This window comes from Metallosphaera yellowstonensis MK1 (assembly GCF_000243315.1).
GTDB classification, from domain to species: domain Archaea; phylum Thermoproteota; class Thermoprotei_A; order Sulfolobales; family Sulfolobaceae; genus Metallosphaera; species Metallosphaera yellowstonensis.
In genome coordinates this window covers 563,855-587,601 of record NZ_JH597770.1, presented here as the reverse complement: position 1 = coordinate 587,601, position 23,747 = coordinate 563,855, and the positions used below count along the sequence as shown (strand labels likewise).

The window sequence follows — 23,747 nt, the reverse complement described above, 5'->3', positions numbered from 1 at the left end:
GATTAGTGAGGTGATCGCTGACGTATGATGAATTTGAATTGGTTTACATATATTGATAACAAATGCTTATAAGTCACCAGGAGAATTCCCATTGGGTCAAATATGAGTGAGCAGCTCATTCTTACGGGAAACTTGGAAGAGGCAGCTAGGAAGGCTGCCCAATGGCTGGTGAACAGGAAACCCATCAGAAGTCTCAGGGACTGGGCAGTAGCCTTCTCATTGTGGCCCCCGCACTTCACCACCAGTTGTTGTGGAACCGAGTTCGGGGCGTTCGCTGCAGCTAGGTTTGACGCCGAGAGGTACGGAATGCTACCCTTTGCCTCATCAAGACAGTCCAATATTCTTACTATAGAGGGTACTCTGACCAGGAAAATGGCTAGGGCAGCTAGGATAGTTTACGACCAAATGCCTGAGCCCAAGTACGTGATCGCCTTGGGAGCCTGTATACTCGAGGGAGGTATATTCTGGAATTCCTATAACACAGTTCTTCCCTCAGACGTGGGAATACCAGTTGACCTTTATCTTCCAGGTTGTCCCACTAGACCGGAGGCTATAGCTAGGGGATTATTGATGTTGCAGAAGAAGATAAGGAGTCAAGGCGCCGTCAAGACGTAGACGTTGTTAACGTTTGTTCCTGTAGGCCCAGTCTTGACTGTCACTCCTATCCTCTCGAGAAGTTCGTATGAGGAGTGATCTCTCAAGGCTCTCCTTATATCTCCCTTGTCTAGCTTAGTCGTATCGCCCACTATACACCCTGCATATTCGCTGTTCCCATCTACGCCATCGGTCGCTATGGCGTGAAACTTAAACCGGCCACCTGATACCCAGAGAAGAAGGGAAAGACACACTTCTCCGTTCCTCCCCCCTTTCCCAGCCGGACCCTTTATGGTAACCTCGGGTTCGCCTCCCAGGAGGAGTGTGTAAGGTCTCTTAAGGGATGTGGAGGAGTTATAGATGGACGCGATAATTGAGCCTACATCCTTAGCCTCGCCTCTCAGCTCCGAGGTGAGGATGAAGGGATTTGTGGTGGAGGAAGAGAGTTTACTTAACAGTTCACCGTTATCAAGGACTTTGAATGCCCATGAATTCCTAAGGTTCTTCGGGGTCTCGGGCAGGGCAAATTTCAGATCAAAGCCGAGAGTTTTGAGCACTGACATGGCGTCCTCCACAGTAGTAGGATCAGCTATTGTTGGTCCACTACCCACACTACTCAGGTCATTACCGGGAACGTCACTAATGATCAATGTGAGGACAGGTGACTTAGCTTCCTCTGCCAACCTTCCTCCCTTTATCTTGGATACGTGTTTCCTCACAGCGTTGATCTCCTGGATCGTGAGGCCCGATCTCACCAACGTCTCATTCAACCTTATGTAGATCTCCTCATCTATCAGAGGGTACTCCATCAACGCAGAGGCTCCCCCAGAGACCAGGAATAACAGGAGGTCGTAGTCCTCACTTTTGACTGCATTTAATATCACCCTACCGGCCTTGAAGCTGTCCCGATCAGGGTTGGGATGACCTGAAGATATCACCTCAGCGTCCCCTTGTACTTGCCCCTCATCTCCCTTAGGCTTAACGACTATGGTCTTCGTAGGTTCAATCCTCTTTAAGAAGAAGTTGGCCATCTTCACTGATGCCTTTCCCACAGAGATCAAGAGTGGCCTGGAAAAGGTGAATTCCCTTCCATTTACTTCGATTACCCCTCTCCTTATACTCACCTTCTCCTCTAAGGCTCGCTCGGGATCCGCAAGGTCTAGGATCCTCTTAACTATCTCGTCCATTAATCTTAGTTTGCAAACCGTCATAGAAAACCTATTTGGCGCATCAGTTCTTCCGCGTATGTTGTGGAGATCTTGTACTTTACGAGCAGAGGAGAGCCTGGTATCTGATGTTCACAAGTTGCATTACTAAAATCGATCTCAACTCAGAAGTTATGGGAATCTTAGGGAGGACTGGTAAGTCGGTATTAGCGAGAAGTTTTTATTTTCCAGGGCTACCTCAGGATCTTCATCGTGGTCACCGTAGTCAGCCGATCAGGGAGCTGAACCTGAGGGGCGTGGAGGGGTTCCTGAGATTCCCGAAAGTCGTTTAGGTAGAACCTGGGTTGATGAAAACTTCAGCTACGTTGAAGTCCCATAACTGCTGAACGTGCGTCGAGGCTAGGAATCCAGGATTCCTAGACCCTCAAGGATATTATATGGGCGACCGCAAGGAATTAGTATATTGCTGAAAGAGAAGGTTCAGCTTCTCATAGACTTGTAGATTGTTGAGGCCATCTTTCTTCCTTCTTTCGTCAGTTCGTAGTAGACCCCAGATGGCTTATGATCTAGTTCCCTTGCCTTAACCTTTAGCCAAGGCTTAATTGAGGAAGTCACGGACCTCTTTAAGGATCCTTTGTATCTCATCAGAAGCCCCACTTTCTCCAGCTCTTGGCACGCCCTCTCCACATCGCTTTCATTGTACTTTGGGGCCCAACCGCTGGTACCCATGAGTCTCCTGGCCATGTACCATGGGCTGTCCGGACCAAACTTGTAAATGTGAACTAGGACGAGTCTACACAGCTCATCTAATTCCACTCACTACCACCTGCTCCGCTATCTCTATGGGGACCTTCATCCCCTTACCATCAACCTCAACCCTAACATCTCTTCCTTCCATTCCCTCAACTTTTACCCTCTTACCGGGAATCAAACCTAGATCCTCCACGGCTCTGAGGATCCATTCCCTTTCCTTCACTATCATGACAACCCGATATTCTCCTGGTTGAACGTTGTCCAGCGTCGTACCTTTAATTCCTTCCTTTTGAATCCTTCCAGGTATAGGATGACCGTGTGGACACGTGGCTGGGTTCCCAAGGACCCTATCCATTTTCTCCAGAACATCTTCAGGCCAAATATGCTCTAGCCTGTGGGCTAACTCGTGAGCTCTGATCCAGTCCACTTCTAATATGTCAGTGAGGAGTCTTTCTGAAAGCCTATGTGCCCTTATCAGCCTCTCGGCAACCTTCCTTCCATCCTCAGTTAGCCTTATCCTCTTGGTACTCCTATCAATGAAACCTAGGGATTCCAGTCTCTCTAAAGCCTTACTTATTGTACCTGGAGAGATGGAGAATGCCTCTATAAGGTCAACCACCTTAGCCTGACCCTTAGTTTCCTCCAATTCATAGATCTCCTTCAGGTAGTTCTCTAGGGGTTCCGATAGTTCTGACATCATGAATAATGAGTCAGGCCTTAATTTTAGTCTTTATACTCTCTATCAACCTAGCCACAGATTCCTCTTTGGCGAAGACCTCGATCTGAGCGTTAAATTTTCCAATTATACCCTGATCCCTGAGGTAATTTCTAACATTATTTAGAACTTCATCCACAGCCGAGGAGATATGATCGTGCAGACCGGTCTTGGATATAACTTCGGGAACCTCCAAGTTATCCACCTTCACAACCGCGTAGAACTTCTTCTTTTCCGAGGGCACAGGGATCGCCTACTTAACAGAGGCCTTCGACAGTAAAAAGATTAAGGTACGAATCTCGAAATGACAAAAATATAAAAGTTGTGAATATGATGCTTACATAATGTATAAGATCGTGTTTAAGGTAACCTCTCCCTTTAGGGATGCCAGGGGACTCAGGGCAGTAAAGAGAGCAGGTTTTGTGCCTTATATGAGCAAGAGGAACGGAGACGTAGAGATCTACGCCACGTTGTTCAAAAGTAATGACATGGAGGAATTGAGGGAAGCACTAACTGAGGTGGCCTACTTCTTAGGTAAAGAGGGGAGATCCGGTGGACAGGATTTCGCCACCGTGTTCAAGGTTAATGATAGCTATTTGGGAAAGGGAGTTGGGGGAGTTCTAGGGGCCACCATAGGGTTCAAGATAGGGGGGCTTCCCGGACTGTTCCTAGGAGCCTTAGGGGGTTTGCTCCTTGGAGAGTTTCTAGACATCGAGATGAACGAGTCTTACGTTGGTGTGTACCCATGGCCAATATCGATAGAGGTCTAAAGAGAAGAGTCGTGAGCATACTTATAGGTTCCATAATGTTTTTCTCCTCTCTTTATCTAGTGGACAAAGTGCCTTTCAATTTGTTCGAGATGATAGCTACCTTCAACCCCTATATCCTCTATTACGTGGGACTGATACTCGGGGCCGAGAGAATGGTCTACGGAATTACCGGTAACAAGAGGCTTTATTACCTGTTGATGGGTGAAGGGGATCTTGCGGCCTATGTGCTCTTCAGTATGTTCTTCTTCGGAGTATTCATGGGAATCTATATAGGTGTTTATGCCCTCTTCTTACAAGGAACCCTAGTGAAAATAGCCGAAGTGGCCAACGGGTTTTCCTACATACTCTTTGCAGTGGCCCTTTGGATGCTTCCCTAAAGCTTTTCACACTTGATGAAGGCCCAAGGGCCTATCCTTTCCATGTGAACAACCTTTAGGCCATGACCCTCAAGAGCTTTCTCATAATATTCCTGTGTTCTAGGCCTTAGTTTCCACCAAGAAGATAGAAAAGACGACAAGAAGCCACCCTCAACTAGTACTCCAACGGAACATCTACCTCCCTTAACCAGAACCCGCGAGATCTCAGATATCCCTACCGCGGGTTCGTTGAGCATATGCAACACAAGCATGGAATTAACCCCTTGGAAGCTTTCGCTTGGAAAGGGCAACGAAGTGGCGTCTCCCCTAATTACCCTAACCTTTGACCTCTTAGATTTCAGTATTTCTAGGAAACGTAAGGATAGGTCCAACCCTACACAATCGCTACATGGGACGTAATCGAAGATCTTCCCAGTCCCTGTACCTATGTCTAAGTAGGTATCTGCCTTAGTGAAGCTTCCAGCCTCCTTTAGGATGGAAGAGTAAGTCCTCCTGGCGGTAACTAACATCCCGAGAGGTGCCCAAAGACTCTCATAGAATGGAGCCACCCTCTCTAGGAGATCTGGGACGTTGGGAGTTCCGACAAAGTCTGGTATACCATTCACAAAAGTATATCTATGACCGGCTGGACATTTCAGGTCACTCGAGAGAATCGTTCGATGAACTGGACAGACTAAAGGAATCACAAGAGCTCATTCAGATACCTCCTATAAATATATTTAATAAGATCTTTAAATGTAACAATATATAACCCACTTTCCTCCCTGAAAACAAGGCTCCCAACCCCTCTCGATAACATCACCTCTACCGCCTCCCTTAATGAGTGGTCCTTCTGTCCGAAAACCAGAAAGGGGACCATGATCTGTTTAACGTCCTCTGATAAAGTGAGTTTCTCAGAGTATCTATACACCAAGTCTCTGGATGAGAGCATACCTAATGGAACCTCCTCAACCACTGGTAAGTGCCTTATACCGTGCCTCGCCATTATCTCGGCCGCAGTGAGGGCCTTAGTGAAACCCTCGACTGTAACAGCCTTTCTTGAAAGAGGATAGATCTTATCCTCGTAGCTCCACGCATATGATGAGACCACGTCCTTCTCTGTGATGATCTTGTCTCTGAAGAGGACAGCATCTACTGAGTTCTCGACTATTTTTCTAACTACTTCCTTAACGTCGTTGTCAGATACGTAAACAGCCCTCTTGAGTTCTGAATCCCTCAACGTTGTCTCAACCGATCTCTCCAAGATCCTCTTAATGGCCTCATCTACAGTGAAGAGGCCTGCAACCTTACTGTCACACGTTACAACTATCCTCCTTATTTTATTTCTCCTCATAAAGAAGATAGTGTCCAAGACCGTAGCACTACACTCCAGTGAAATTACGTCTGAACCTTCAGGTCTCAAGTAATTTGACCTCTTTTACTCCCCACTTTTTCATGAGTTTGTAAAATATTAGTTTCTTACGTTTCTCAGGGTTAACACCCCTAATCATGAGAGGAATGTCACTGGAACAGCTTTCGGCTCTATTCACAATCTCTCTGGCTATGCTCTCAGCGTCCTCAGGCCTCTCTATAACAAATTTGTTTCCCAGATTCACACTTTCGAATCCCTCAATGAGCACAACGTCAGCAGGGATTAGGTCTAAGTATTCGGTTTCCTTGCACTCCCAGAACCACATACAATCATTACTGTGGAGTATGACCACGTCGGCTCCAGAACGCATGAATCTTGCTGTGTCCTTAGAGTCTGGATTGATTACGTGGTGTGTATGCTTAACCACTGCGACCGTGTAGCCCATTTCCTTCAATTTTCTTGCTGCAATCTCTATAGTTAAGGTCTTTCCGCTGTCTTTCCTTCCCACGACCTGGTAAACGCAATTCATATATTACCTTCATACTAGTTTGTGAATAACAGGTTATCAATGCTTATACCAATTGATGAGGCTAGAAGGCTCATAGACTCCAGCAAGATCGTTGAGGCAAAAAGCGTAGAAACCGAACCCTTCAACGGTGTGGGGATGATATTGGCCCAGGATGTCTACGCAATGAAGGACTTGCCCGAAAGAGACGTATCTGCCATGGACGGTTTCGCCTTCAGATACTCAGACATAAGCACGTCACGGAGACTGAAAATAGTGTCCAAGCTATACCCCAACAGTGCCCAGGTACCCAAGCTTTCAGCGGGAGAGGCTTGCTATGTGACTACTGGTGCCCCCTTACCTGAAGGGGCTGACGTAGTAGCCAGAGTCGAGTCCTGTAGGGTTGAAGGGGAGTTCGTTACTGTTGGCGGGGACTTAAAACCGTGGAAGGATGTGAGGAAAAGGGGAGAAGATGTAAGGACAGGAGACCTGCTTCTAGCTAAAGGTACGATCCTCACCCCCTATCATCTTTCCCTCCTAGAGCAACAGAGAATAAGGAGAGTAAAGGTGTTCCAAGTGGGCTTCTGTATCTTCGCCAACGGAGATGAAATAGTTCCTTGGGGAGAGGAGAGAGAAGGCGTCCCTGATTCCATCACTCCAGTTTTCGTTCATCTCCTTAAAAGGTTTGGAACTGTACACTATGCTGGAGTAGCTTCTGATAATTTGGAGAGCGTCGAGAGACACCTGACGGAATGCGTCAGAAGTCACGATTTCGTCATTTCCGTCGGCGGATCCTCAATGGGGGATAAAGATTACGTTAAGAAGGCTGTGGCCTCGATGGGGAACCTAATTTTTGAGGGTGTGTCAACTAATGTAATAAAGAGGGCAGGCTTCGGGGTGATCGAAGGAAAGCCTGTGCTCATTCTTCCAGGGCAGATAGTATCTGCAGTTACTTCCTTTCACGAGCACGGACTTCATGTCCTGACCAAAATGACAGGAGTGGAGCTCAGGGAGTTCCACGAGGTTGAGCTAGGGTGTGACTTGTTTGTAGATCACAGGATGGACTCGATATACCTGGTAAAGGAAGTATCAGGAAAGGCATTTCCCTTGAGGTGGGGAGTGGGACTATATAGCGAACTCGGAAGAGCTTCCGGGTTTACCCTACTGAAGAGAGGTACACTCTATAGGGAAGGCGAGAGGATAATTGTCCAGAGATTCCTTTGACAGTATAATCCTGGCAGGAGGGAGATCGTCGAGGTTTGGCGACGACAAATGCGCGTTCGAGATAGATAATAGAACCATGCTTGAGAGGGTATTGGACGCATTAGAAGACCCAGTTGTAGTGTCTGATAGGCAAAGGAAGATAAGCAAGGGTAGACTAATCCTAGATAGAGAGCTTAGGGGCCCAGTAAGGGCTATTGCACAAGCCCTTCCTCTCCTTAAGGCAAATAGGGTGTTCATAACTGGCTGCGATTTCCCTTTCCTGAAGCCAGAGATACCGTGGAGACTCTGTACCAGGCCAGAAAAGATAGCTTTAGTCCTGTCCTGTGGGAAACCTCAACCACTAATGGCGTGCTATGAACTGTCCTTACTCTCCGAAACCTTAGGTATGGTTGCCTCACTCCAGGAATTGATAACAGTGTCCCCCTCAATCTACCTCTTAGGCTATAGAGAGCTGGAGATGCTGGATCCAACTTTCCTCTCACTCGTTAACGTCAACTCCATAAAAGACCTGTTTAGGCCTAAGGTAAGAGAGTTCTGGCATACCAGGATTTATAGTAATACTGAGAATTTTATTGTTCTCTAAATCAGAAGGGCAGGGGAGCAATTGAGACATATATTAGCAAACTCCATTCTTTAGCTATAGAATATTGAAAAAGATTTACTATTTCCGGATGATAAATCATCATAGAAGTTAATTTAAGTCCCAATATACCTGTTAATTAAGTACCTTTTTAATCACAGTCTTACATAAGTTTTTAGAGGAGAATATGTGGATAATGTTTAAAATACTTCGCATTCAGTATTTTAACAGATCCCTAATGGCAAAGGGAAAGGGCAAGAAAGAGCAAGGCCAGCAGCAGGCTCAGGGCGGCGAACAGAAGAAGAAGTAAACGCGAACTGATTCCTCACAGCTTTAAAGTTAATTCCTTTTTTACAGACAATCGGTTATGGAAGTTTGTTCTCTCTTCTCCGGCGGAAAGGACAGCACGTTCGCGCTCCACGTGTCCATACTCCACGGATTCAGGGTGAAGTGTCTGATAACAGTCCTTCCAAAGAGAAGGGATTCCTGGATGTTCCAGTCGCAGAACGTTGACTTCACCTCTTATCAGGCTGATGCCATGGGGTTACCCTTAGTTAGGGTGGAGAGCTCAGGAGAGAAAGAGCGAGAGTTGGAGGACCTAAGGGAGGCATTTAAGATTGCCAAATCCATGGGGGCGAAGGGAATAGTTAGTGGGGCCCTCCTCTCTGATTACCAGAGAATTAACATAAACTCTGTGGCTCACGACGTGGGTCTGAAGACCTTCTCCCCCTTGTGGAGAAAAGATCAAGAGCGTTATCTGAGAGAACTGATCAAGTTTGGCGTAAAGTTCATCATAACTTCAGCTTCAGCTTACGGATTTCCATTTCACCTTGTTGGAAAGGTAATAGAGGAAGAGGACGTGGAACTCATAGTGGAGAGGGCGAGAAAATATGGTTTCAATCCTGCATTCGAAGGGGGAGAGGCCGAGACTTTCGTCGTAGAAGCTCCCCTTTTCAGAAGAAAATTAAATGTGGAAGGGGTGGTCAGGAAAATAGGAGAGTTCGAGTGGATATTCCAGATAGAACGTATACATTAGTCAGGTGCCATCAAGTGGTGGACTATCGAGGAGTTAGGGAACGAGTGAACGTGACAATTGAGGATGGGACAATAACCAGAGTGGGAGGAGAAGTGGAGGGGGACGAGATAGACTGCTCTGACCTTGTCGTGATGCCAGGCTTGGTCAACTCCCACACTCATGCGTCCATGCTAGCCCTGAGGGGGTATTTTGACGATGGGGAACTGGAGGATTGGTTAAAGAGGATGTGGGAAGCTGAGGATAAATTCACCGATGAACTCATGTACGTCTCGGCAGAGCTGGCCGTAATTGAGATGCTCTCCTCCGGCACCACTGCGTTCGTTGACATGTATTTTAATCCCAACCAGATTAAAGATCTAAGTGAGAAATACGGTATCAGGGCCTCAGCAGGTTACACAGTCCTGAGGGGATTGGACCCTGAAGAGGCAGTAAAGAAGACTAGATCCTTGGGTAAGTCGGATCTTTTCACCCCCGTAGTAAACGTCCACAGCATTTACGCAGTTGGATTAGATGCCCTAACGAGAGTTAGAGACCTGTTGACTGGAGGGGAGAGAATTCACATTCACGTGTCAGAGACTAGGGCAGAGATATTCTCCGTGAAGAAGAGATACGGACTCTTCCCAGTGGAGCTGTTGTGGAGAGAGGGGCTGATTCCCCACATACAGGCTGTTCACCTGGGCTGGGTGACCTCTTGGGAAATTGAACTCCTCAAATCCTCTCCTGGAGTGACACACTGCCCCACATCCAACATGAAGTTGGCCACTGGTGGCTCTTTCCCATTCAAGGAAATGTGGGAGGCAGGAGTGAACATAACTCTAGGAACTGACGGTCCGGCTAGCAACAACTCCTTGGACATGTTTAGGGAGATGAGAACAGCGGTACTACTCCAGAGACACTCCTACTGGAACACGTGGGTTAAGGCCCAACACGTTTTGAGGGCATCCACCATGAATGGTTATAGACTGTTTAAAGTAAACGGGGGGTTGATCGAACCGGGTCACGTTGCAGATTTGGTGCTCTTGAACAGATATGATCTAGTTCCAGCTCTCAATAACAGAACAATCTCTCACCTGGTTTATCACCTGACTGGAAACTCTGTCGAGAGAGTTATAGTACGTGGAAGGATGGTTTACCGGAGGGGAATGTTTGAAGAAAGGAAAAGAAAACTAGTAGAAAAATTAGAGGAAATCCTAGCTGGACGCCTTAGAGAGGTTTGAATTCCTGGTTAACCAGCTCTGCCATCTTGTCGGAGCAAGACTTGATGTCGTCCAACATCTTGCTCTTAAGCTCGGCATAGTCCTTTGCCTTATAGAGATACCTAGGTCTTCCAGCCTTGTTACCAGGTTCCTTGATCCTCATTACTAAAGTCATTTCAAGCAACTTGTTTAAACTCCTGTTTATGGATGCCTTGGATAACTTGAGTTCAGTTTCAAGTTCTTCTGTACCCCTGGCATCTCCCCTCATCAACGCCATGAGGACTTGTACGTCAGTCTCGGAAAGTCCGTAACAAAAGGACAGTATATCAACTAGCCCTGCATCTTTTCCTGAGGGTAGTTTTATTCTGGCTCCAGATATCTGAGTTTGGGACATTATGACCACAAATAAAGAATCTAACCACGAGCTATATATATTTTTTCGTCATCCTTTATAGAGAACATTTCAACATGCTGAAACTGTAAATCTTTTATACAAAAAGGACGTGAATAGAAGTTAATATAATTGGTGCAAATTCTTCCCCTGAAGACCAGTAACTCACTTAAAAGGCACAATCATATTTAATAGTCTTTCAAAAAGTTTTATATACTACGGTCTATTAATGGGTAACTTAGTGACCTAAATGGAAGTGGAAGAGATAGTAAAAGTCAGCAGGAATTATCAGGTCACCATACCTGCCAAGATAAGGCAGAAGTTTCAGATAAAGGAAGGTGACCTGGTGAAAGTCATCTACGATGAGAAGGAAAACGCAGTGAAGATATCCATAATGAAGGAACCCTGGAAATAATTTTTAAGTGTTACTGTTTTTATTTTTTTAATGCTCGTTGATGTCCACGCTCATCTGGATGTGGAGGAGTTTGACAAGGATAGAGAGGAAGTTCTCAGGAAATGTAGGATAGTTGTAGTTAACGCTGGGGTTGACCTCAAGAGCAGTATGGCCAGTTTAAATATGGCGAGGAGTTATCCCAACGTTGTACCTGCAGTAGGACTCCATCCAGAGTTCGTGGAAAAAGCGGATCTGGAACTGGAGAAAGTCCTTGAGTTGATTAAGGAGGCACCAATAATTAGTGAAGTGGGGTTAGACTTTTACTGGATAAAAGAAGAAAAATTGAGAAAAAAACAAGTGGAAATGCTGGGACGGTTCATGGAAGAAGGGGAGAGACAGAGAAAGGCCCTAGTGATACACTCGAGGGGAGGATTGAGAGATATCCTTGAGATGGTTACGAGCTACAAGGTGAAGTTCGTCATACACGCTTACGAGGGTAGCATAAAGGACGCCATTAGAGTGCACGAGCTTGGAGGTTTTGTTTCCATTCCACCAATAATAGTTAGAGATAAGGTTAGAAGAACAGTTGCGGAAAAGATACCCCTGGAGTCCATCCTCACCGAGACCGACTCACCGTTCATGGGGCCGGACAGGTACAGGAATGAGCCTTGTAACGTCGCGATAACCCTCATGGAGCTAGCGAAGTTGAGAAAACAAGATGTGAGGGAGATCGAGGAAAAAATCCAGGATAACTTCAAGGGAATTATGGAGCCCTACTTCTCGCTCTCAGGGGCGAACCTTACGAACAAGTAGAACGCTAGGAAGCCGATCAGTGCCATGGCAGTGAACAGCCCCGTATAAGGCGCTGCAGCTGCGTGTAAGGTTATGTCAACCAGTTCCCATATTAGCAGTAGAATGGCAAGTACGTAACCTATACCTAATAATTTAAAGAAACTCACCATCTCAGCTCCCCTCCACCAGTATGGTCCCCCAGGCTCCCATGACATACCCTTTATCCTGGCCTATCAAATTGTTGGACATGCCGTCCGGGTTATAGACGTTATACACGGGACTTATTATGCCGTACACATACGCGGGAGCTGTAGCGTTAAAAGTGAAGATCATAGGTTTTCCGTACGATATGGGCTGTTGTGCCACTAAGCTCACAGTACCGTTCCACCATACTGCGTAAACGCCGACCTCAATCCCTTGTACGGGAGATGGAACCCCTGCTGCACTGTAATTATAGAGATAATTGTGATCACTAGCTGGGGTAGTGAAGATCATATTTAGTGTTACCTGGTCTCCTAACCTGGTGATTAAGGTAGGACCTGGTACACTACCGTTGAAGAGCCCATACTTATCGGTTACAACTGTGAACTGAGACGAAGGGCCTATCATCTGAGTGTTGTAGGGATCTCCCACCAAACCGCTGCTTTGTGCCCTGAGGTTTTGAGCCTGCAGAAGAGATAGATCCTGCGAGTCGAAGTATCCAGAACTGGGGAGAACCAGCAATTCTCCCACCTGGTAACTGAACCAAGGTCCGTTATACTCTCCATTCAAGAACACGAAAGGTCCAGTGAGATTTGGAACCCTAAGTGCGTCATATGTAACTAAGCCTGGTACTATTTGGTCATCCACTACCGTGTCTGCATAGTCGGGGAAGTAAAAGTTCGCAGTCACGTCAGCGGACCTCATGGTCATATTAAGCCACTCTCCAGGGTGAGCTATAATGAGATTATAGAGGTACGGAGAACCCATCTCGTTAGAGTTCACCGGACCCGCCTCCTTAACTAAGAAGACGTACTGCTCGGAGATCACCGTGGTCTGTATAACATCTGAGGGTGGATCATTTCTCAATATGGATAGGGAATTGGGAACTCCCCCTACAACAAAATCTTGGGGCAGGGTTCCCACTATGACCACTGCAAAGAGGACTATGACGAACAGGGCCCACGCAATCTCGTACTTCTCCTTTTTATCCATTTATCTCACCTCAACTAAAAACGGAAGAAAATAAAAAATTCTTGATCATAAACTTTTGGCACCCCTTAATATGGGATAGGCAATTAGCACTATCCCCAACGTCAGGAGGGTTATCCATATCCACGGGAGGTCGTTATAGGTATTTCCAGACATGGCTAGGGGAAACATACTCACAACAATGATTATGGAGCCCAGTATGCCCAGTGCCCACATTGAGGAGATAGCTTTCTTTATCATGATTTTACTGAATAAAGTAGAGATATTAATGCTTTCCCCCTCCCAACCGAGAGACGATGCGACGGTATTGATAAGTTGCCCTACACTTAAACCCTCAAGCCTGGCTGTCCTACCCTTTACCAAGGTCAGGACTAGATTAAGGAACCAAACTAGTGTGGCTACCTGTGCTATTAATGCCCCCACAGTGGACAGAACCTCCGCGTCTACGAGGGATGGAATCCTGGGATATATTTCGGCCCTCCTTATTAGTCCCTCGAGACCCTGTAGCTCATAGCCCACCACAAATAGCACGGAACCGATAACGTAACCTAACCAGTGGAACCAGGCCATCTTGCTGGAAAACCATTGTCTTCCAGTCATCATTGGTATCATGAAATATAGCACAGCCATGGCAGCGGGCACAATGGAGAGGAGTATCATGGCATGGAAGTGGGATACTACCCAGTCTGTGTTGTGCACAATGGCGTCGAAGGCTATAGTAGCGTTGGAGATTCCAGTGACCCCTGCAGCTATGGCCCCTGTAAAGGCAGTTACAGTAAAGGCCGTGATAACGTTAAACTTGACTTGAGCACCCTTAACTGTAGCCCAAAGGTTCAGGAAGGTCATCATAGACGGAATAACTACGGCATAAGTGAGGACCTCCTGGAGTACCTTGATGGTGACAGGGAGATTGACCATATAGAGATGGTGAATAGGTACGTTATTGGAGAAGATGAGGTAAAGAAGCGCTGATATTCTCCCCATCCTATCGCTGAAGAGAGGTCTATTGGCCAGCGTGGGTATTAGGAGGTAAAGGGCACCTATTGCAGGTAGCCAAGCCATGTAAACCACAGCGTGACCAAATATCCAGAACGCTATTTGATTGGCTATGGGATTCATGGGGATAACGTTATAAAAGGATAGTAGATCCCACACGTTAGCTGCAGTGACCCCACTGTACCCTATCATGAAGAGAAGCGTGTCCATGAGGAAGAAAACTAGTGGAACCGGAAGTTTCTCCTTGAGTTGTCTGGACGCTATGTAGTAGTGATAGACTATCCATATCCCTGCCATATAGGTGAATGCGTCAAGCAGGAGCCAGCCTATGAAGAAAAGTGGTGAGACTACGTAGTTGGAGTAGTTAGGTAAACCTATCGGTGAGATGTAGTACCAGATGGTTGCACTGAAATAATTATCATTAAAGTTTGGAACGAGTACTACGGGACCCTCCATGAACATCATCGAGATATTAATGAGAATGAAAGAAACGTTAAGGAGCCACTTGGCCCTAGGTTGGAGATTAAGCAATTTTATTGTAAAAAAAATAAATATTGCATATATAACCTGTTGTGCAAAACCGAACAGATCCCTTTCGGCGTGTAGGGTGATACTAGCAAAGTATTCTTGTGGGGTGAACACAAGTACGCCTGAGACCCCCCAAATGGTTTCCTGAAGCCTCACCATCAGGGAGTCTATGACTCCCAAGAGCCCCCATATGACGCCCATGACCAACATACCCATGACGATCCTAGTGGTCCAGTCCTTGTCTAATTGGAACAAAGCTGTCACAAATTCCTTAAATCCCATATCGATTCCCATGTGACTATAAAACTACGATTTTATTTCTCTTTATTCTATAAGAGTACCAATATACACTTTAACTAGGTTTATTTCATGTAAACTAATTAAGTTAACCGAGATAATGAAGCGCCGGGAGCGGGATTTGAACCCGCGCGGGGTTTCCCCCAACGGCTGCCCGCCATGTTAGCAGGCCGCCGCCCTAACCAGGCTAGGCGATCCCGGCATAAGGAGATTCACAACTGGTCTAAAAAACGTTTCCCCGCCAGCTATGAGACAGGAAAGGAATTAATCTAGGCCTTCAAGATCCAATTGGTGCTAGACAATTCCCATTGAAAAGGGGACTCTCTTAAATAGAGCCCTTCAGGTGGTGAAGGAAGGGAAGGAAAGAGGTATCACTATAAGGCTAATCGGCGGTGCTGCAATAGCCTCCATAGCTCCCCGAGGGAGCGAGATATTCTCCAGGTACTACAAGGATGCGGACTACTTCGGTCTATCCACTGAGAGAAAAGCGATACAGACGCTTATGGAAGAGATGGGAATGGAACCCAACAGGAGGTTTAATGCTCTTCACGGTTACAATAGACTGATGTTTTTCGATAAAGTCCTGGGGACTAACGTAGATGTATTTCTAGACGAGTTTATAATGTGCCATAAATTGATCCTGAAGGACAGACTTAAAAACTATTACCCGTCGATACCTCCTTCAGACCTACTGCTCACTAAGATGCAAATAATCAATCTCACCGAGAACGATAGAAAGGACATAGCAGCTTTACTCTACGATTTCAATCTGTCCACAAGGGATGACATCAATGAAATTGATGTGGGAAGAATAGTGAGCGTGCTCTCAGACGATTGGGGATTCTATAAGACTTTCAGTATAAATCACTCCAGGATGCTAGAGTTCCTGGCTGGCAGAGAGGAAGGAAAACAAATAATTGAAAAACTTAACACTCTTTGGAATAAAGTTGAAAATAGTCCCAAGAGTCTGAGATGGAAGCTGAGAGCCAAGGTTGGTGAAAAGGTAAGGTGGTATGAGGAGCCAGAGGAGGTGAATGCGGGGGGCGGGATTTGAACCCGCGCAGGACTACTCCAGTAGGGCCTAAGCCTACCCCCTTTGGCCTAGCTCGGGCACCCCCGCACACTACTTTCTTCAACTCCCCACTTTTAAAAAACTAGTCCCTTATCGTTTCTAGAATGGAGACGACATTCCATATGGAAATCCTTGTTTGAGATGGCATATTGGGGTCTTGACTTATTTCGTCCAAAATCGCCGTAGCGTTAGCTGCCCTCACGGCTGGACTGAGTGCAGGATCCTGGAGGCTCCTTATGGCATCGCTGGCAGCTCTCCTTATGTTCCTGGGAACACTTGTGTCGTTGACGACTTTCTGCAGAAGCACCACGGCTTGTTTGATCTTTGCCTCATTATCATAAAGTGTGGCCAGAGTTCTTCACCCGGTATACTTTTTATGTTAGCAATTTTAGGTTTATGTAGATTTCCTCATGGTAGACCAGAGCGTTAGAAAGGCGGCTGAGTTGCTCAAGCAAGGAGCATCAATGCTCAGCGAGTCGTGCCCCGTTTGTAATAACCCACTCTATAAACTTAGGAATGGGGAGATAGTATGTCCGATACACGGTAAGGTGATAATAGCAAAGGACGAAGAGGAGGAGAAGAGACTGAAGAGGGATCTCCTCTTGGATTCATTGGAGGAGACGCTCATAGAATCCATGACATCCATCTCTAAGAGGGTAAAAGAAGATCCCATGGACAGCGATGCTCTCCTTCAGGTTATCAGGTATTTAGACTCCCTTGAAAGGCTCAGGAAGATAAGGTCTGGAGGACGTGGGTCAGAGCCTGCTCGGTGAGCTCTCGAAGGTCTCTCTTTCCGTCCAATATTATCATATTATACTTCCTCGCTAGGCTCAGATAATTCTCTCTAACCTTAGAGAGGGTTTCTCTCTTTTCCTTAAAGTCCAAGGAGTCACGTTTTCTGCTCAGTCTCATGAGGGCAAACTCAACGGGAAGATCTATAAGTAAGACGAGATCAGGTTTAGGGAACACAGAACTCACTGTCTCTAACCACTTCAAATCAAGTCCTAAAGCGGCTTGATATGCCATTGTTGAATAATAGTATCTATCCATGATGATTATTCCCTTCCCAGCATCTCTTAACCAGTTCACATGAATAGCCCTATCTGCTGAGAAGAGGAAAGTAAGAACTAAGGGGTCCTTCCACCCTACATTCTCCAGTAACATCTTTATTTCATCTGTGAAGGGCTCGTGAGTGACTATGGCGTCATATCCCAGTTCAACTAGTCTCTCTGCCAACAGGTTAGAGAGGGTAGTCTTTCCAGCCCCGTCTATACCTTCAATCACTATGAGTTTCATTTCAGCGTTTTACTCAGGTGAGGTAATAACTCTGAGCCTCGAATGTAGGTCGCAATCTTTGTAGAGTCTCTTAACCTTCACAGATCTACCATGAATTTCTCATCGCTAGGAGATCAGGCGTTACCTTCCGTCCCTGACGGACTACGGGATTTCCCGTTGAAGGGGAGCTCATTTCGCCAACGTTGGGTTTAGCCTCCTTTCCCTCATATCTATCCCTAGAGCTATGAAGCCCATGATATAGTTGTCAAACGTGCGACACGGAGTTAGGATGGACTGAGAGGAGACTGAGAGGAGACCCGCCCCCACAATTCTTCCGTTATTCTCGAGTCCTACCAACAGCCCGTCGAGCCAATCCATAGGCAAGCAGGAGCTACCCCTTATTCCTAACCTCCTCCCCTCTAAGAGCACATTGTACTTTTCGGCATTTTGAAAGTAATAGGCAAACAACTTTCTCCTCCTCTCAGCCCTCTTTTCCCTTGATTTAAAGAGAGATCTCGGTGTTGTCCTCAATCTTATCGTTCTCTCTTCATAGCCTGGAGGAACGTGAACTCCTCTCCCCATCGAGATGATGAAATCCGGATCCAGTAGGTTTATGAGTTCTTCCTTATGTTTCCTTCCGTAGCCGTTTAACCAACCGTCAGTGTCAACCACCGTCAGATCTTCCCTCTTCTTTACTAATTTCAGAGCGAGTTCTAGGTGAAGCTTAGGATTAATGGACGGTGTTATGTCCCCAAAGAACTGGGACTCCGCAAAACGCAACGGGTTGTTAAGCCAGAGGCTAGACCCGGAGAAGGTAGAAAGAAATCCAGGGAGAAACACGGTAGACTGGCCCACGTCCATGTCCACAAACTTCCCCTTCCTTGAGGCGTTATAAATACTCTTAGAGAGATAAGTCTTCCCAGAATCCTCCTTGCCTAGCACAATGGCTATCCCGCCTGTGGAAGCTATGGCCTCAATAACGCCCTCCCAACCTAGTGACGGGAATGATGTTATAAACTCGCAATTTGTTATAATATCTGCACCCTTGTCAGAACTAACACTGAAGGTATCGTCAGAAGTTATGGAGAATTCTTCCCCCTCTAACCCCAGGATCTTTATTTCTCCCTGGATTGCTCTTATATTGCAGGGCCCCTTAAAGACCAGATACTCCCCTTTGGGAACCTTCATATGGCTGACCTAATGGCTATGGCGTAGGCTGCCCTGACGTCACGATCCTTAACCTCTATGTAAGGATTCCTGGAACTGGTGCCTCTCTCGTCGACCATCTTTACGAAAGGAATCTCCTTTCTCAGCATCTCGTACACTTGCCTTCCGTGAAGGTTGCCCACTCCAACACCTATGCGAAGCCTCCTGTGTGGATACTCCGAAATCACTTCCTCCAAATACCTGGTCGTTTCCTCTATTCTCAGCTCCTTGGTCTCAAAGATTTGACCGTCGGCTAGAATCACCACGGTCAATCTATCCTTGTTAGTATCTATACCTATGAGTAGCTCGTTGAAAGCCTCTTTCCCCTTGGAGGCCAAGTAGAGTCTATTTACGACGCTCCTTACACTCTCTTCCGACCCCTTGAGTTTGAAGACTTGGTCCCCAGTCCCCTCTGCAGAACCTACGTCCACACCAAGGCTCCTAAGCCTCTTGAAAATCTCAACGTACATTCGTGGGTCCTCTATGTCTAAAACAATCTTTTTATTCCCCACGAGATTATAAACGACTGGTGGAATATAAGCGTTCATCTCTCGCTCGTTTCCTGTTCGACAAAAGGGATATGGTTTCTCTGTTTGGACCATCAGGAACCGGAAAGACTTCCATAGCACTTCAGGTTATCAGGGATTTGGGTAGAGGGGTTTTCATTTCCACTACCGGTGAGAGCTATAAGAGTAGAGTGAAAGGTGAATGGGATGTGCTATTCATGGATGTCAGGGGTTCCTACGAATTGGTCGAAGCTATAGTGGAGGCTATGAGCTTGCAACCGAAAATCATAGCAATAGATACGATCAACAGGTTTTACTCCATAGATAGAAAGTACAGGGACCTTCTCATACAGCTGAACTTGTTAGTGACCTTCAGGGGTAAAGTCCTCTTGACGTGGGATATGGCCTCCAACAACAAGGTGTACGGTCACAAAATAATGAGGTTTTACTCTCAATCTGTGTTCAGAGCAACTGGAAAATATTTAATAGGTGACGGAGAGAGATGTAAAATAAATATAGACAGTGCCGGTGTAAGAGGTTGCAGTTGAACCTTATAGAATTAGGCCTCGCTGTGATCTACTACTTGCCAGCCTTCATGGCAAACGGCTCAGGTCCCCTGGTTAGAAACGGCACTCCTATTGACGGTGGGAGGGTCACATGGGACGGCAGACGAGTACTGGGAGATGGAAAGACTTACGAGGGTCTCATATTGGCACTTACTTACGGCACTACTGTGGGTGTGGTCATTTCTAGCTTTCTTGGGAGCGAGTGGATCTTGATCTCCTTTTTGGAGTCGGTTGGGGCCATGTTGGGAGACATGCTCGGAGCGTTCATAAAGCGGAGACTCAGTATACCTCGAGGAGGTAGGGCCATAGGTTTGGATCAGCTAGACTTCATATTAGGTTCGACCGTGCTGGGATATGCAGGGGGGCTAAGAGTGTCGCTCATCCAGTTCCTCTTCATCTGTCTTTTCGCTTTCGTGATGCATCTGGGCACTAATTTCCTTGCCTACCGATTAAAAATAAAAAGTGTCCCGTGGTAGAGTTATCATGCCCAACCCTCAAAGGACTTTCAGCCAAATATTGGAGACGTATCTGACGATCATTCTGGTCATTATAATGATGATGGGGATAATAGGAGTCTTGGCCATACCTTACTACATCTCCCCAATAACATACTCTGAGGGAGGACCCAGTAATGGAGGTTACCTGGTATTAGGGGTTATTCTGCTAGCCATGATCCTCGCAGGAATCTACCTAGTGGAAAGAAAACAGGTAGAAGTAGGATCCTTTGCCATCATATTTTCACTGATCATTCTGACAGTCCTAGTGTGGGAGCTTTACGGCATATCTAGTGTTAACAACATAATCCACAACATATGAAATATATGAGGATGAAAGGGTAGAAAATTATTTTTAATCGTGGTGGTTGTAAAGCTTATGGACAACATCAAGGTTAAACTATCCACTGGGAAAGAGATCGAGGTAAACGAAGATGTCGTGAGGATACTCAATAAGTATGCTAGGACTCAGTTGACCCTTGAAGGATTGGCAGCGGAACTGAATCTAAGCAGCTGGGAGGAAGCATACGAATTGGTGAAAGTGGTACCATCGTGGGTGATGTGGACTCCTCTCCAGGTCATGAGGAGAGCGAAATAACCTACGTTACTTTTTTATAACACTCGGGATTGGCCTCATAAATCAGCCCGCTCTTTCTCATATCAGAGACTATTTTTTCAGATGATGAGGGTTCTATCCCCTCTCTTTCTGCTTCTTTTATGATCTCTTTAAGTTTGGCACATCCCTTGTCAGAGGCCAGAGTGTCTATTATCTCAATTAACTTCACCATTTTCTCCCTTGCGCTCTTGGGTTTGCCAGTCATGATAGTGTCTATATCAATTGACCCAGACTCAACGTCTATACCTACTCTTTCAAGGAACACTCTCATTATGTTAATGGCTCTCTCAGCGTCTTCTCTGCTTGCTTCATTCCTGAGAGCCATCCTAGCATAGGCTTCTGTTAACCTTATCAAGGCCTCCAACTGTCTGGGTGTTATCAATATGGGGCTGCTGGGATTCTCACTACTTTTCTTCCTCATCTCCACATAGAAATCAGCCAACAGGCTCTTTGCCTCCTCGGTGAGAGTGGGGAACACAAATTTCCTAGCGAAGGCTATATACTTTTTCAGTAACTCCACGGGTAAGAAATTCTTTACTTCCTTTCCCCCATGCATATCCAGGATATGTAGCGCTAAGTTTTGATCCTCGGCTCCAGGTTTATCCACGAGAATGAATATCAAGTCAAACCTGGATAGGATGGTGGGAGGTAATTCGATGTTGTCTGATACCCCCCTCTCTGGGATGTATCTCCCGAACTTGGGATTTCCCGCAGCTATTATGGTAGTCCTGGCGTTAAGCTTGGCCAGAATGCCAGCCTTAGCTATCGAGACGGTTTGTTGCTCCATGGCCTCGTGAATAGCAACTCTGTCTTCATCCCTCATCTTGTCTATCTCGTCAATTACTGCTATTCCGCCGTCTGCTAAAACTAGGGCACCTGCCTCTAGGTAATAATCCCCAGTGTTTTTCTCACGAACCACTGCAGCAGTTAGACCTGCTGCTGTTGCTCCCTTACCCGTGGTGTATACGGACCTAGGAGATACCCTGGCTGCAAACTGTAGCAACTGGGACTTTGCAGTACCTGGGTCTCCAATGACGAGAACATGTATATCTCCCCTAGTTCTAGTCCCGTCAGCCATAGTCCTCGATACGCCTCCAAACAGCGCTAGAGCTATAGCTTCCTTTATTTCCCAATGATCGAAGATGGAGGGCGCTATGGAAGATATTATGGCTTCCCTTATCCACGGATTCCTGGCCAGCTCTTCGATTTTCCTCTTATCTTCCTCAGTTATCTGAACTTCGTCCAATACTTTCTGGGATATCTCAACACTGAGGGTCTTTAGGTACACATCGAAAATTGATCTACTGCCTCTCCTGAGTAGGGAGTCTTGCTTTATCATGAGGATCCCAGTGAGTCTCACCCTATCTCCGGGCCTAGCTGAGTCCACCAGGTCGTCTTCGAAAACAGCCTCCAACTGTCTCGGTATCTGTCCCGGTGGAACTTCCTCAGGCCTCTCCTGAATTATCACCCTCTGCCAATCCACTAACTCGGATTTGTGGGGAATTATATCGAACTGGCCCGCCTTACCACAGATAGGACAGACAGAGGGCATCTTAATTGTCTCTTCTATCTCCTCGCCCTCAGGCCAACTAAATTCCTCATTACAGTCAGGGCTCACGTGTTTCAATGTTATCCTGTAAGCTCTCTCCTTTATGGGAGTCTGTTTGGTCAGTATTCCCTCAACTACAACAACCTTATTCACATCACTACTCCTTATCTTTCTAAGTTCGATTAACTTCGGAACATTTGTGAGCCTCAAGTGGATCTTCTTAACTTCCGTAGTAAACTGAGGGTCTAGCTCCCCCACTATCTTCATGAGGGTTTGCTCTAGGAGAGGGAGGATCTCCAAAGGCGAGTTGATTATTTGCGTAGCCAAACTCTCATCGAAACGATAGAGTTCGTTAAAGTCTACTAACAGGCTTCTCCTTCTAAACGCTATCATTTCGTTTATCTGAGCTAAGTACTTATGTCCTGAGGAGTCCTCGAATGTCCTGATGAACTCCTCTAACCTAGCTCCTAGATCTACCTCACGAGTTTCCACTGATGTCACCAACGAATGTGTTGATTATATTTCTCAATTCTCGGTATACCAAATATTCCTCCGTTGTCATCTTATTAATAAGCGATTGATCAGATACGTTTAAACTCGCCAACTGTACGATCTTTCTTCCTCGAGTTCGCTTTAGTTCGTCCAACATCTGTGAAGCCTTCTTTAAACTTTCCAGTTGGGTGATATTATTGCCAGCTTTAGACAATTCTCTCAGTAGATGGTTGGCCCTGAAATAAAAGTCGTTGGATATCTGCACGAGAGAGGCCGGAATCGAAGAATTCTGTTTCTCCTGGTATAAGTACCTGGCTATCTCGTCAATCGTTATAGGAGTAGCACCTATTATACCTTCAGGTTCTAGAATGTCTATGAGCCACGAGGGCAAATCTGGATCGTTTCCCTTAACAAGCTTTACTTCTTCTAACCCAAGATCCAAGGATCTAAGCTCGTCATGAATGATGACCTTTCTCCTATAGGTTCTAGCAAGTCTGCGTAATGCCTTGTACTTAATGCTGAACACGTATTTGCCCCACACATATTATTGTCTAGCTTTCCTTAAAAACTAAGGAGTCTAATAGACGCTGTGCAGTCACAACTCAAACCTGCTCTTCTAGTCACCACCGCGCCAAATAAGGGAACTTTATGTGCAATCGAAATAGCAAACAGAATAATGATAAGGGATCCTTTAGTGAAGATAACTGAAGAAGTTCAGAACGTTCTCGTTGTCTACTCTGTATTACAAAGCAGAATATGCTACGGACTCGTGGTCTCTGCACCTCCCGCATGTGCAAGAAAGATATTTCCAATCCATGCGGTAGCGAGACCAGATTACGGAGCTGTGATCAGTGAGGCTAAGAGGCTGCTCAATGAAACCAACGCTAGGACTCTCTATGTGGACTGTTATAATAGAGGGGGTAGATTGAGTTGTAGGACACTAGAAATGGCAATTGGAGGTAGTGTGAGTGGAATTGCGAAGATAGATTCTAGAACTCCCGAGGTTAGATGTGTGGTTAACGTGCTCAAGGACTCGGTTCTGATCTCCATCCTCAAGAAGGATGAAGAAAAACTTTCGGTTAGGTCTCTCCCCTAAAATATAAGATACTACTGCA

General features: G+C 46.1%; 34 protein-coding genes and 2 tRNA genes. 17 read left to right on the top strand and 19 right to left on the bottom strand.

Features of this window, described 5'->3' with window-relative positions; all coding sequences use genetic code 11:
* The first annotated feature begins 102 nt into the window (after positions 1 to 102).
* A complete protein-coding gene (locus METMK1DRAFT_RS14050; RefSeq protein WP_009075372.1) occupies positions 103 to 615 on the top strand; it encodes an NADH-quinone oxidoreductase subunit B in 513 nt (170 codons plus the stop codon).
* On the opposite strand, the gene METMK1DRAFT_RS14045 is transcribed toward METMK1DRAFT_RS14050, so the two are convergent.
* The 4 genes from METMK1DRAFT_RS14045 to METMK1DRAFT_RS14030 all read right to left on the bottom strand — a co-directional run bounded on the left by METMK1DRAFT_RS14045 (position 594) and on the right by METMK1DRAFT_RS14030 (position 3,472).
* Positions 594 to 1,781 (bottom strand): glycerate 2-kinase, encoded by a 1,188-nt coding sequence (locus tag METMK1DRAFT_RS14045; protein WP_009075370.1) that lies wholly within the window; start codon positions 1,779 to 1,781, stop codon positions 594 to 596. The two genes, METMK1DRAFT_RS14050 and METMK1DRAFT_RS14045, sit on opposite strands and share 22 nt — an antisense overlap.
* 459 nt (positions 1,782 to 2,240) lie before the next feature.
* On the bottom strand, positions 2,241 to 2,576 hold the full coding sequence (locus tag METMK1DRAFT_RS14040) for a hypothetical protein (protein WP_009075368.1): 336 nt from the start codon (positions 2,574 to 2,576) through the stop codon (positions 2,241 to 2,243).
* Complete coding sequence (locus METMK1DRAFT_RS14035) at positions 2,563 to 3,210, bottom strand: metal-dependent transcriptional regulator (protein WP_048088038.1); 648 nt, start codon at positions 3,208 to 3,210, stop codon at positions 2,563 to 2,565. Before METMK1DRAFT_RS14035 ends, METMK1DRAFT_RS14040 begins: the two co-directional genes overlap by 14 nt.
* A gap of 13 nt (positions 3,211 to 3,223) precedes the next feature.
* Positions 3,224 to 3,472 (bottom strand): hypothetical protein, encoded by a 249-nt coding sequence (locus METMK1DRAFT_RS14030; protein WP_009075364.1) that lies wholly within the window; start codon positions 3,470 to 3,472, stop codon positions 3,224 to 3,226.
* 100 nt (positions 3,473 to 3,572) lie between these two features.
* On the opposite strand from METMK1DRAFT_RS14030, the gene METMK1DRAFT_RS14025 reads away from it, so the two are divergent.
* Together METMK1DRAFT_RS14025 and METMK1DRAFT_RS14020 are read left to right on the top strand one after the other, a co-directional pair.
* Positions 3,573 to 3,998 (top strand): hypothetical protein, encoded by a 426-nt coding sequence (locus METMK1DRAFT_RS14025; RefSeq protein ID WP_009075363.1) that lies wholly within the window; start codon positions 3,573 to 3,575, stop codon positions 3,996 to 3,998.
* On the top strand, positions 3,974 to 4,375 hold the full coding sequence (locus METMK1DRAFT_RS14020) for a hypothetical protein (protein ID WP_009075361.1): 402 nt from the start codon (positions 3,974 to 3,976) through the stop codon (positions 4,373 to 4,375). The genes METMK1DRAFT_RS14025 and METMK1DRAFT_RS14020 overlap by 25 nt, the downstream gene beginning before the upstream one ends.
* Here METMK1DRAFT_RS14020 and METMK1DRAFT_RS14015 read toward each other — a convergent pair.
* The 3 genes from METMK1DRAFT_RS14015 to mobB form a co-directional block, all read right to left on the bottom strand.
* Positions 4,372 to 4,980 (bottom strand): class I SAM-dependent methyltransferase, encoded by a 609-nt coding sequence (locus METMK1DRAFT_RS14015; RefSeq protein WP_245544656.1) that lies wholly within the window; start codon positions 4,978 to 4,980, stop codon positions 4,372 to 4,374. The two genes, METMK1DRAFT_RS14020 and METMK1DRAFT_RS14015, sit on opposite strands and share 4 nt — an antisense overlap.
* Positions 4,981 to 5,057: 77 nt before the next feature.
* On the bottom strand, positions 5,058 to 5,777 hold the full coding sequence (locus tag METMK1DRAFT_RS14010) for a CBS domain-containing protein (protein WP_048088037.1): 720 nt from the start codon (positions 5,775 to 5,777) through the stop codon (positions 5,058 to 5,060).
* Positions 5,767 to 6,234: a molybdopterin-guanine dinucleotide biosynthesis protein B gene (mobB, locus tag METMK1DRAFT_RS14005; protein WP_245544655.1), complete on the bottom strand. Its 468-nt coding sequence runs from the start codon at positions 6,232 to 6,234 to the stop codon at positions 5,767 to 5,769. Before mobB ends, METMK1DRAFT_RS14010 begins: the two co-directional genes overlap by 11 nt.
* Before the next feature lie 60 nt (positions 6,235 to 6,294).
* Here mobB and METMK1DRAFT_RS14000 point away from each other — a divergent pair, with 60 nt between their 5' ends.
* The 5 genes from METMK1DRAFT_RS14000 (at position 6,295) to METMK1DRAFT_RS13985 (ending at position 10,288) form a co-directional block, all read left to right on the top strand.
* Positions 6,295 to 7,455: a molybdopterin molybdotransferase MoeA gene (locus METMK1DRAFT_RS14000; protein WP_009075353.1), complete on the top strand. Its 1,161-nt coding sequence runs from the start codon at positions 6,295 to 6,297 to the stop codon at positions 7,453 to 7,455.
* Positions 7,436 to 8,038 (top strand): molybdenum cofactor guanylyltransferase, encoded by a 603-nt coding sequence (gene mobA / locus METMK1DRAFT_RS13995; RefSeq protein ID WP_009075351.1) that lies wholly within the window; start codon positions 7,436 to 7,438, stop codon positions 8,036 to 8,038. Before METMK1DRAFT_RS14000 ends, mobA begins: the two co-directional genes overlap by 20 nt.
* Before the next feature lie 184 nt (positions 8,039 to 8,222).
* Positions 8,223 to 8,345, top strand: a complete 123-nt coding sequence (locus METMK1DRAFT_RS19595; RefSeq protein WP_281034121.1) for a hypothetical protein — start codon at positions 8,223 to 8,225, stop codon at positions 8,343 to 8,345.
* 57 nt (positions 8,346 to 8,402) lie between these two features.
* The gene (locus METMK1DRAFT_RS13990; protein ID WP_009075349.1) at positions 8,403 to 9,071 is read left to right on the top strand and encodes a diphthine--ammonia ligase; all 669 of its coding nucleotides are present in this window, start codon (positions 8,403 to 8,405) and stop codon (positions 9,069 to 9,071) included.
* Complete coding sequence (locus METMK1DRAFT_RS13985) at positions 9,041 to 10,288, top strand: amidohydrolase (protein ID WP_048088036.1); 1,248 nt, start codon at positions 9,041 to 9,043, stop codon at positions 10,286 to 10,288. Before METMK1DRAFT_RS13990 ends, METMK1DRAFT_RS13985 begins: the two co-directional genes overlap by 31 nt.
* On the opposite strand, the gene lrs14 is transcribed toward METMK1DRAFT_RS13985, so the two are convergent.
* Complete coding sequence (gene lrs14 / locus METMK1DRAFT_RS13980) at positions 10,275 to 10,661, bottom strand: Lrs14 family HTH-type transcriptional regulator (protein ID WP_009075346.1); 387 nt, start codon at positions 10,659 to 10,661, stop codon at positions 10,275 to 10,277. The genes METMK1DRAFT_RS13985 and lrs14 overlap by 14 nt on opposite strands.
* 247 nt (positions 10,662 to 10,908) lie before the next feature.
* Between lrs14 and METMK1DRAFT_RS13975 the strand changes: the two genes are divergently transcribed.
* Positions 10,909 to 11,073 carry an AbrB/MazE/SpoVT family DNA-binding domain-containing protein gene (locus METMK1DRAFT_RS13975; protein ID WP_009075344.1) on the top strand — a complete coding sequence of 55 codons (165 nt, stop codon included), beginning with the start codon at positions 10,909 to 10,911 and terminating at the stop codon, positions 11,071 to 11,073.
* Between the two features lie 30 nt (positions 11,074 to 11,103).
* The gene (locus tag METMK1DRAFT_RS13970) at positions 11,104 to 11,865 is read left to right on the top strand and encodes a TatD family hydrolase (RefSeq protein ID WP_009075340.1); all 762 of its coding nucleotides are present in this window, start codon (positions 11,104 to 11,106) and stop codon (positions 11,863 to 11,865) included.
* Here METMK1DRAFT_RS13970 and METMK1DRAFT_RS13965 read toward each other — a convergent pair.
* The 4 genes from METMK1DRAFT_RS13965 to METMK1DRAFT_RS13950 form a co-directional block, all read right to left on the bottom strand.
* The gene (locus METMK1DRAFT_RS13965; protein WP_082230070.1) at positions 11,826 to 12,014 is read right to left on the bottom strand and encodes a hypothetical protein; all 189 of its coding nucleotides are present in this window, start codon (positions 12,012 to 12,014) and stop codon (positions 11,826 to 11,828) included. The genes METMK1DRAFT_RS13970 and METMK1DRAFT_RS13965 overlap by 40 nt on opposite strands.
* A 1-nt stretch (position 12,015) precedes the next feature.
* The gene (locus METMK1DRAFT_RS13960; protein ID WP_009075336.1) at positions 12,016 to 13,038 is read right to left on the bottom strand and encodes a cupredoxin domain-containing protein; all 1,023 of its coding nucleotides are present in this window, start codon (positions 13,036 to 13,038) and stop codon (positions 12,016 to 12,018) included.
* 45 nt (positions 13,039 to 13,083) lie between these two features.
* A complete protein-coding gene (locus METMK1DRAFT_RS13955) occupies positions 13,084 to 14,841 on the bottom strand; it encodes a cbb3-type cytochrome c oxidase subunit I (RefSeq protein WP_048088139.1) in 1,758 nt (585 codons plus the stop codon).
* 121 nt (positions 14,842 to 14,962) lie between these two features.
* Positions 14,963 to 15,058: transfer RNA gene (locus METMK1DRAFT_RS13950), tRNA-Ser, on the bottom strand.
* Between the two features lie 99 nt (positions 15,059 to 15,157).
* Between METMK1DRAFT_RS13950 and METMK1DRAFT_RS13945 the strand changes: the two genes are divergently transcribed.
* Entirely contained in the window at positions 15,158 to 15,910 is a 753-nt protein-coding gene (locus METMK1DRAFT_RS13945) for a hypothetical protein (protein WP_048088138.1), read from the top strand.
* Here METMK1DRAFT_RS13945 and METMK1DRAFT_RS13940 read toward each other — a convergent pair.
* Together METMK1DRAFT_RS13940 and METMK1DRAFT_RS13935 are read right to left on the bottom strand one after the other, a co-directional pair.
* Positions 15,892 to 15,976: transfer RNA gene (locus METMK1DRAFT_RS13940), tRNA-Leu, on the bottom strand. The genes METMK1DRAFT_RS13945 and METMK1DRAFT_RS13940 overlap by 19 nt on opposite strands.
* Positions 15,977 to 16,010: 34 nt before the next feature.
* Positions 16,011 to 16,280 carry a stationary phase-response protein gene (locus tag METMK1DRAFT_RS13935; RefSeq protein WP_048088035.1) on the bottom strand — a complete coding sequence of 90 codons (270 nt, stop codon included), beginning with the start codon at positions 16,278 to 16,280 and terminating at the stop codon, positions 16,011 to 16,013.
* A 58-nt stretch (positions 16,281 to 16,338) separates the two neighbouring features.
* Here METMK1DRAFT_RS13935 and METMK1DRAFT_RS13930 point away from each other — a divergent pair, with 58 nt between their 5' ends.
* Complete coding sequence (locus METMK1DRAFT_RS13930; RefSeq protein ID WP_009075332.1) at positions 16,339 to 16,701, top strand: Sjogren's syndrome/scleroderma autoantigen 1 family protein; 363 nt, start codon at positions 16,339 to 16,341, stop codon at positions 16,699 to 16,701.
* On the opposite strand, the gene tmk is transcribed toward METMK1DRAFT_RS13930, so the two are convergent.
* The 3 genes from tmk to METMK1DRAFT_RS13915 all read right to left on the bottom strand — a co-directional run bounded on the left by tmk (position 16,655) and on the right by METMK1DRAFT_RS13915 (position 18,879).
* On the bottom strand, positions 16,655 to 17,224 hold the full coding sequence (tmk, locus tag METMK1DRAFT_RS13925; protein ID WP_009075330.1) for a dTMP kinase: 570 nt from the start codon (positions 17,222 to 17,224) through the stop codon (positions 16,655 to 16,657). The genes METMK1DRAFT_RS13930 and tmk overlap by 47 nt on opposite strands.
* Positions 17,225 to 17,392: 168 nt before the next feature.
* Positions 17,393 to 18,391, bottom strand: coding sequence for a Clp1/GlmU family protein (locus tag METMK1DRAFT_RS13920; RefSeq protein WP_009075327.1), 999 nt, complete (start codon positions 18,389 to 18,391; stop codon positions 17,393 to 17,395).
* A complete protein-coding gene (locus METMK1DRAFT_RS13915) occupies positions 18,388 to 18,879 on the bottom strand; it encodes a hypothetical protein (protein ID WP_245544653.1) in 492 nt (163 codons plus the stop codon). The genes METMK1DRAFT_RS13920 and METMK1DRAFT_RS13915 overlap by 4 nt, the downstream gene beginning before the upstream one ends.
* 110 nt (positions 18,880 to 18,989) lie before the next feature.
* Between METMK1DRAFT_RS13915 and METMK1DRAFT_RS13910 the strand changes: the two genes are divergently transcribed.
* Genes METMK1DRAFT_RS13910 through METMK1DRAFT_RS13895 form a run of 4 tightly spaced genes read left to right on the top strand, consistent with a single transcriptional unit; the run spans position 18,990 to position 20,573 of the window.
* Entirely contained in the window at positions 18,990 to 19,463 is a 474-nt protein-coding gene (locus METMK1DRAFT_RS13910) for an ATP-binding protein (RefSeq protein WP_009075323.1), read from the top strand.
* 47 nt (positions 19,464 to 19,510) lie between these two features.
* The gene (locus METMK1DRAFT_RS13905) at positions 19,511 to 19,957 is read left to right on the top strand and encodes a CDP-2,3-bis-(O-geranylgeranyl)-sn-glycerol synthase (RefSeq protein WP_048088137.1); all 447 of its coding nucleotides are present in this window, start codon (positions 19,511 to 19,513) and stop codon (positions 19,955 to 19,957) included.
* A gap of 7 nt (positions 19,958 to 19,964) precedes the next feature.
* Positions 19,965 to 20,297, top strand: a complete 333-nt coding sequence (locus tag METMK1DRAFT_RS13900) for a hypothetical protein (protein WP_009075318.1) — start codon at positions 19,965 to 19,967, stop codon at positions 20,295 to 20,297.
* Between the two features lie 57 nt (positions 20,298 to 20,354).
* A complete protein-coding gene (locus METMK1DRAFT_RS13895; protein ID WP_009075316.1) occupies positions 20,355 to 20,573 on the top strand; it encodes a hypothetical protein in 219 nt (72 codons plus the stop codon).
* Between the two features lies 1 nt (position 20,574).
* On the opposite strand, the gene mcm is transcribed toward METMK1DRAFT_RS13895, so the two are convergent.
* Together mcm and gins23 are read right to left on the bottom strand one after the other, a co-directional pair.
* Positions 20,575 to 22,632 carry a minichromosome maintenance protein MCM gene (mcm, locus tag METMK1DRAFT_RS13890; protein WP_009075314.1) on the bottom strand — a complete coding sequence of 686 codons (2,058 nt, stop codon included), beginning with the start codon at positions 22,630 to 22,632 and terminating at the stop codon, positions 20,575 to 20,577.
* Positions 22,619 to 23,158 carry a DNA replication protein Gins23 gene (gins23, locus tag METMK1DRAFT_RS13885; protein WP_009075311.1) on the bottom strand — a complete coding sequence of 180 codons (540 nt, stop codon included), beginning with the start codon at positions 23,156 to 23,158 and terminating at the stop codon, positions 22,619 to 22,621. Before gins23 ends, mcm begins: the two co-directional genes overlap by 14 nt.
* Before the next feature lie 150 nt (positions 23,159 to 23,308).
* Here gins23 and METMK1DRAFT_RS13880 point away from each other — a divergent pair, with 150 nt between their 5' ends.
* A complete protein-coding gene (locus METMK1DRAFT_RS13880) occupies positions 23,309 to 23,728 on the top strand; it encodes a THUMP domain-containing protein (protein WP_155812445.1) in 420 nt (139 codons plus the stop codon).
* Positions 23,729 to 23,747: the final 19 nt, after the last annotated feature.

Bases quoted from the DNA above. Each gene is read 5' to 3' on its own strand.
- METMK1DRAFT_RS14050 (WP_009075372.1), top strand. From the start codon at position 103: ATGAGTGAGCAGCTCATTCTTACGGGAAACTTGGAAGAGGCAGCTAGG.
- METMK1DRAFT_RS14045 (WP_009075370.1), bottom strand. From the start codon at position 1,781: ATGGACGAGATAGTTAAGAGGATCCTAGACCTTGCGGATCCCGAGCGA.
- METMK1DRAFT_RS14035 (WP_048088038.1), bottom strand. From the start codon at position 3,210: ATGTCAGAACTATCGGAACCCCTAGAGAACTACCTGAAGGAGATCTAT.
- METMK1DRAFT_RS14025 (WP_009075363.1), top strand. From the start codon at position 3,573: ATGTATAAGATCGTGTTTAAGGTAACCTCTCCCTTTAGGGATGCCAGG.
- METMK1DRAFT_RS14020 (WP_009075361.1), top strand. From the start codon at position 3,974: ATGGCCAATATCGATAGAGGTCTAAAGAGAAGAGTCGTGAGCATACTT.
- METMK1DRAFT_RS14000 (WP_009075353.1), top strand. From the start codon at position 6,295: ATGCTTATACCAATTGATGAGGCTAGAAGGCTCATAGACTCCAGCAAG.
- METMK1DRAFT_RS19595 (WP_281034121.1), top strand. From the start codon at position 8,223: ATGTGGATAATGTTTAAAATACTTCGCATTCAGTATTTTAACAGATCC.
- METMK1DRAFT_RS13990 (WP_009075349.1), top strand. From the start codon at position 8,403: ATGGAAGTTTGTTCTCTCTTCTCCGGCGGAAAGGACAGCACGTTCGCG.
- lrs14 (WP_009075346.1), bottom strand. From the start codon at position 10,661: ATGTCCCAAACTCAGATATCTGGAGCCAGAATAAAACTACCCTCAGGA.
- METMK1DRAFT_RS13975 (WP_009075344.1), top strand. From the start codon at position 10,909: ATGGAAGTGGAAGAGATAGTAAAAGTCAGCAGGAATTATCAGGTCACC.
- METMK1DRAFT_RS13970 (WP_009075340.1), top strand. From the start codon at position 11,104: ATGCTCGTTGATGTCCACGCTCATCTGGATGTGGAGGAGTTTGACAAG.
- METMK1DRAFT_RS13965 (WP_082230070.1), bottom strand. From the start codon at position 12,014: ATGGTGAGTTTCTTTAAATTATTAGGTATAGGTTACGTACTTGCCATT.
- METMK1DRAFT_RS13960 (WP_009075336.1), bottom strand. From the start codon at position 13,038: ATGGATAAAAAGGAGAAGTACGAGATTGCGTGGGCCCTGTTCGTCATA.
- METMK1DRAFT_RS13955 (WP_048088139.1), bottom strand. From the start codon at position 14,841: ATGGGATTTAAGGAATTTGTGACAGCTTTGTTCCAATTAGACAAGGAC.
- METMK1DRAFT_RS13930 (WP_009075332.1), top strand. From the start codon at position 16,339: ATGGTAGACCAGAGCGTTAGAAAGGCGGCTGAGTTGCTCAAGCAAGGA.
- tmk (WP_009075330.1), bottom strand. From the start codon at position 17,224: ATGAAACTCATAGTGATTGAAGGTATAGACGGGGCTGGAAAGACTACC.
- METMK1DRAFT_RS13920 (WP_009075327.1), bottom strand. From the start codon at position 18,391: ATGAAGGTTCCCAAAGGGGAGTATCTGGTCTTTAAGGGGCCCTGCAAT.
- METMK1DRAFT_RS13915 (WP_245544653.1), bottom strand. From the start codon at position 18,879: ATGTACGTTGAGATTTTCAAGAGGCTTAGGAGCCTTGGTGTGGACGTA.
- METMK1DRAFT_RS13910 (WP_009075323.1), top strand. From the start codon at position 18,990: ATGGTTTCTCTGTTTGGACCATCAGGAACCGGAAAGACTTCCATAGCA.
- METMK1DRAFT_RS13905 (WP_048088137.1), top strand. From the start codon at position 19,511: ATGGCAAACGGCTCAGGTCCCCTGGTTAGAAACGGCACTCCTATTGAC.
- METMK1DRAFT_RS13900 (WP_009075318.1), top strand. From the start codon at position 19,965: ATGCCCAACCCTCAAAGGACTTTCAGCCAAATATTGGAGACGTATCTG.
- METMK1DRAFT_RS13895 (WP_009075316.1), top strand. From the start codon at position 20,355: ATGGACAACATCAAGGTTAAACTATCCACTGGGAAAGAGATCGAGGTA.
- METMK1DRAFT_RS13880 (WP_155812445.1), top strand. From the start codon at position 23,309: ATGATAAGGGATCCTTTAGTGAAGATAACTGAAGAAGTTCAGAACGTT.